A 5,574-nucleotide genomic window follows, 5' to 3' on the forward strand; every position below is an offset into this window, starting at 1 on the left:
TTTTTATATTTTTATAGATAAGTAGCATAATATATATTAGGACATTTATTATGGAGGCGATTTTTTGAAAAGTAAAATAGCATTTACAACATTGTTATTTATAGCAATAGTAGGATTTATTGTGTTATTTCAAAATATATTTGGATCGGAAAATACATTAATTGGAGTAGCAGGTATAACTGCTGCATTATCTTTAACAGATATTGATTATACTTTGTATCCTATAAAAAATACAATAAAATTTATGGCATTAGAAGTTCTAATAGGTATGTTAGCATTTATAGCATCATTAAATCCAATTACAGCGTTAATAGTAAACTTTATAGCTATATTTTCTCTAATATATTTATTTACATATGATACTAAAAAATCAATATATGTACCATTTACATTAGGGTATTTATTTATATTTTATTCACCTGTAAAAATAGAAAATATGCCTCTTAGAATTGCAGGCCTAGCATTTTGTGGGATACTAATAATGGGTGTTCAGTTATTGGTAAATAGGAATAAATTTTGGGATAAAACTCAAAAAAGTATAATACAAGTTGCAAATGATTTAAAGGAGAAAATCGATTTTATAATAAATAAAGAAGATGTATATAACATAGAAGAAAAGCATAATGAGATTTATAAAAATATAAGAAATATATCGGCAAAGATGTATGAAAGAAGATTAAAAACAATTGATGAATCAAGTTTATATGAAATTAATTTAGGAATAATACTAAGTTTTGAGAGTATTAATATTACATTAAGAAAAATACAAAATGATACTGAAAATGTTAAAAGATATGATGATATTTTAGTAGAATTGAAAAAAGAGCTAGATTATATTATTAAATATATAAATAATGAAATTACAGCCACAGAATTTAGTAATAACTTACAGGTATTTATAAAAGATAAAAGTATTGTAGACTGCTATTTATCATATGAATTAAAGGAAAACATTAGTTTGTTAAACAACACTTTAGAAGAAATGGAATCTACAGAAAGTAAAGAAAGAAAAATTAGTTATATACCATATGATAGTCTTAAAAACTATATCTTAAAAAGTAACTTTAATAAAGATTCTTTAAAATTCTCATTTGCATTTAGAAGTGCAATAATGATATCTATAGGAACATTTATAGTTAGTTTGTTTAATATAGATTATGGTAAATGGTTGATATTTACACTTTTCTCAGTATTACAGCCTTATCTTGAACTAAGCAGCACTAAAGGAAGAGATAGAATAGTAGGGACTATTATAGGAGTATTAGTTTTTGAAATCGTATTTAATATAGTTAAAGATGATTCTATGAGAATGATAGTAATATTTATAGTAGGATACTTAAGTAATTATCCAACTAAATATCATCAAAAAATAATATTTATAACTATATCTGCATTAGGATCAGCATCTATAGGATCAGGATACGAATTATTAGCACTAGATAGGTTATCATTTATAATTATAGGAACTATAATAGCACTAATAGCTAATAGATTTATATTACCGTATAGAATAAGTACTGAAACTGAAGATCTAATAGATAAATCTATTAAAGTTAACAAACAAATTTTAAATAATATATTTCATATAAATATTAATAATATAAATAAAAACGAATTTAGTGACTTAATATTAGTTAATAAAGTTATAAACGATAAAATTAGCATTAATAATAATATTTTAATGTCTCAAAGAATAAACGAATTTTTAGAAAATCAACACGTAATGATGAACAATATTAATTTTTTACTAAATAATATTATAAATGGTAAGGTAAAAAATTTAGATATAAATAGCATTTGTAAAAATGCAAATTTATTAAATAATAGAATTTAAAAGAAGAATTCTATTATTTAAGGAATAATATAGAAAAGTTTGTATTTATAGATATATTTGAAATTTTTAAAAATCTCAATAGGTCCATAAAATATTTAAAGATATAAAATAAAAAAATATCTATATTCAAAATTGAATATAGATATTTTTTTTATATAGAAATAGTTTCGACTGATTGTTCACTGTAGTATTTATTTTTATCTAATTCTTTTTCGCTGCTACTTACTACTAAAGTACAAGTACAATCACCCATTACATTAACAGTAGTTCTAGCCATATCTAACAATCTATCAACACCCATTATTAAGCCAACACCTTCTATTGGAAGTCCTACAGAAGTTAATACCATCGATAAAGTTATCATACCAACGCCCGGAACACCAGCGGTACCTACAGAAGCTAAAGTTGCAGTTAATATTATTGTAATAAAAGAATTTATATCTAAATTAATCCCGTATAATTGAGATATAAATATACAAGCCACACCTTGCATTATAGCAGTACCATCCATATTAATTGTAGCTCCTAAAGGAAGAGTAAACGAAGCCACAGAATTATCAACACCTAATTCTTCCATACTTTCTATAGTTAAAGGTAGCGCAGCATTACTTGAAGCTGTTGAAAAAGTTACGGCAGCAATATTAGCAAATTTCTTTAAAAATGGTTTAAGTTTAAGTCCTGTGAAAAATTTAATCATACCGGCGTAAACTATAAATGCTTGTAAAACTAGAGTCAGAGAAACTGCAAACATATATTTTACAAGGGATAATATAGCTTCAAATCCTGTAGTAGCAAAGGTATTTGATATAAGTGCAAAAACTCCGTAAGGCGCAAGTAACATTATAATACTAACCATCTTCATACAAACATCGTTAGCACATTCAAATAATTTTCTAAGAGGTGCAGCTTTTTCTCCAATAGCACTCATTGATATACCAAGTAATAAGGCAAATACTATTATTTGTAACATATCACCGCTAGCTAATGATTGTATTGGGTTAGAAGGAATCATACCAAGTATTATATCAACTATTGGCTTATTTTCACCTATAGTAGGCGCTTCAGTTATTAAATGTGACATATCAAGTCCAAGACCCGGATTTATTAACTTACCTATAAAAAGCGCCAAAGTTATAGCTACTGCAGTAGTTGTTAAATAAAATACTAAAGTTTTAATTCCGATTCGTCCTAATTTTTTTATATCTCCCATAGACGATGATCCACAAACTAAAGAAACAAAAACAAGTGGAACAACTAGCATTTTTATAGAGTTTATAAAACCACTACCAAATATTTTTAAAATTCCATCTAATAAAATTGTGTTTTTTAAAGTTCCATTAGGTAAATTTTTTATAGTTAGACCGAATATTATTCCTAAAAATATACCTATAAAAATTTTATATGTAAGACTTAACTTTTTTTTCATAGAATCTTCCTCCGAATGATTATTTTAAAACTTTATTCTTATACAGTATATAATAGCATCAAAATTTAAATAAATGCAAGTTTAAAATAAAATTATTCATAAAAATAATATAAATATATAAAAATATAAGTAAAAGCTTAAAAAAATGAATAACATATAAAAAATACTTCAAAAACAGATAAGGAATCTATGTGTGTTTGATAATGTTTAATGTAGCTAAAACTAAAAGGTTACATCGCTGTAACTTTTGTTACGAATCTGTAATTTAAAGTAACAGTGGTGTAACTGTTTTTATAAAATTTACTATGGTAATATTAGATTATAGAAAAGGAAATAAAAACAAATTTACATAAATTATTACATATGAAGGATGGGATTTATTATGAAAAGAGCAATTATAGCATTATCAATATTATGTACAGGGGCATTAGCAATAAACCCAATAAAGAATATAAGCTTTGCACAAAATGCAGATAACAACACTAATAAGCAAGTAGTTCAAAATGTAGAAACAAATAAGAGTGAAAATCTAAATATAGAAAAGAATAAAAACATAGAAGTTAATAAAGAAGTAGTAAAAACAGAAGTAACTAAAAAAGAAATCTCTAAAAAAGAAGCATTAAAAAATGAAGAAAAAGAATTAGTTGTAAATAAAGAAGAATCAACTAAACTACAAAAAAATGAACAAGATACAAAACAACCTGTTATAGAAAAAAATGAAGCAGTTGTTGAGAATAAAAAAGAAGAAAAAACAGATAAAAATACTGTTGAAGTTATAGAAGTATTAAATCAAGAACAAGCTAAAGAATTATTAAAAATGGTAAATCCAGATATGAATTATGTATATCAAGGAAATGAGACTACATTTGAAGTTTTATCTCAAAAAGGATTAAGTGGATATGTATTTTTACCAGATGTTGATGGAGATATGGGATTATTTGTAGATAAGAATACTACAAAAATTTACTACTTCCATCCAAGTGGATATCTTGAATTAGCTTTATAAAATAGTCAATAAAATTTAAAACTTATATAAAAAGCCTTGATACAAACTAATTGTATCAAGGTTTTTTTATACATTTGGAGTATGAAGTATTGAGGGTGCAGCTTTATTTTTTAGTAGCTTATCAAAAGATTTATGATCTGACTTATATCCAATACCTTCTCTTTTATTATCTACATCTATTATTTTATATTGTTCACAAGCTTCTTTTACCATTTCATATTCTTTATTAGAATTAGCATTATAGATTATTTTTTTACTAGGAAATATTTTATAAGCAAATTGAGGTTTTACGAAATATCTAGCATCTTTAATTTTACCTGTATTATATAATCCTTGGATTATAGAACCATTTTTTATATGTTGCAGATGATCATCAAATTTATAGGTATGTGCAACATGAGTTACACTCTTTAAATTTTTTTCAAATTCTAATGCAATATTTTCCATAGAATTAAAATCAGTATCACCATTAGAATTTAATTTTGGTAATATAATAATATTTTTATCTTTTACTCCTAGTGCATTTAATGATGCTAAAAATTCTCTATTTCTATAACTAGATCTCTGATCTTTTGTAAGGTTTTTATATTGTTCATTTTTATCAAACACAGCTATTCCACTACCATTAGAGACCAAAACCACAAATACATTATCTTGGCCTCTTTCTTTTATGGCCTCAACTATAGCACTACCAGCCCATAATACTTCATCATCTTGGTGTTGAGGGTAAAAAACAACGTAATCTTTAAATTGTTTATTCGTATTATTTTTAGAAATATTAAATATAGTTAATGTTAAGAAAAGACATAATATAATTAATGATATTAGATTTTTATTATTTTTTAATCGCATACTAATTTCTCCTTACATAAAATGAAAAATGTCATATATTTTAATATGCTAATAAATAAATTTTGGAAGTAAATTTTAATTATTGTAACTAAACTTATATTAATATTTTAGACAAGTATCATTTCTTTATGTAAGATTATAAAAATTTAAATAAGTATTAAAGATATTGAGTATTTATACGTATATTTAAAATAATAAATTATTTTCGAGGTGATAAAATGCTTGATAAGATACAAGGCTTAAATTATATATCTCCATTTTCAAGCCATAGCGAATGTAAATGTGGGTCAAATAGTGAAGTATTTGATATGATTATGATAAGTTTATTAAAAGCTATAGCAGAGAAAAATAGAAGAAGTAATAACATAAATGAAAATAACATAGGGATGTTAGAAAATTTACAAACTCAAAATACATCTCAAGTTAGGAATAAAATAGAGATATCATCAAAAAAAA

The 5,574-nt window shown here is 24.3% G+C and carries 5 protein-coding genes; 3 read left to right on the forward strand and 2 right to left on the reverse strand.

Going from position 1 to position 5,574, the window contains the following annotated elements:
- Positions 1 to 64: 64 nt before the first annotated feature.
- Positions 65 to 1,834, forward strand: a complete 1,770-nt coding sequence (locus JWF52_RS18225; RefSeq protein ID WP_208334899.1) for an FUSC family protein — start codon at positions 65 to 67, stop codon at positions 1,832 to 1,834.
- A 151-nt stretch (positions 1,835 to 1,985) separates the two neighbouring features.
- Here the strand turns inward: JWF52_RS18225 and JWF52_RS18230 are convergent, their stop codons facing one another.
- Positions 1,986 to 3,260 (reverse strand): dicarboxylate/amino acid:cation symporter, encoded by a 1,275-nt coding sequence (locus JWF52_RS18230; RefSeq protein WP_208334900.1) that lies wholly within the window; start codon positions 3,258 to 3,260, stop codon positions 1,986 to 1,988.
- 382 nt (positions 3,261 to 3,642) lie between these two features.
- Here JWF52_RS18230 and JWF52_RS19530 point away from each other — a divergent pair, with 382 nt between their 5' ends.
- Complete coding sequence (locus tag JWF52_RS19530) at positions 3,643 to 4,266, forward strand: hypothetical protein (RefSeq protein ID WP_286184273.1); 624 nt, start codon at positions 3,643 to 3,645, stop codon at positions 4,264 to 4,266.
- A gap of 66 nt (positions 4,267 to 4,332) precedes the next feature.
- Here the strand turns inward: JWF52_RS19530 and JWF52_RS18240 are convergent, their stop codons facing one another.
- Positions 4,333 to 5,118, reverse strand: coding sequence for a PIG-L family deacetylase (locus JWF52_RS18240; protein WP_208334901.1), 786 nt, complete (start codon positions 5,116 to 5,118; stop codon positions 4,333 to 4,335).
- A gap of 218 nt (positions 5,119 to 5,336) precedes the next feature.
- On the opposite strand from JWF52_RS18240, the gene JWF52_RS18245 reads away from it, so the two are divergent.
- Positions 5,337 to 5,574 (forward strand): hypothetical protein (locus tag JWF52_RS18245; protein WP_353654979.1); only part of this gene is annotated, 238 nt, incomplete at its 3' end.

The organism is Clostridium sp. CCUG 7971 (assembly GCF_017590215.1).
GTDB lineage: Bacteria > Bacillota > Clostridia > Peptostreptococcales > Peptostreptococcaceae > Faecalimicrobium.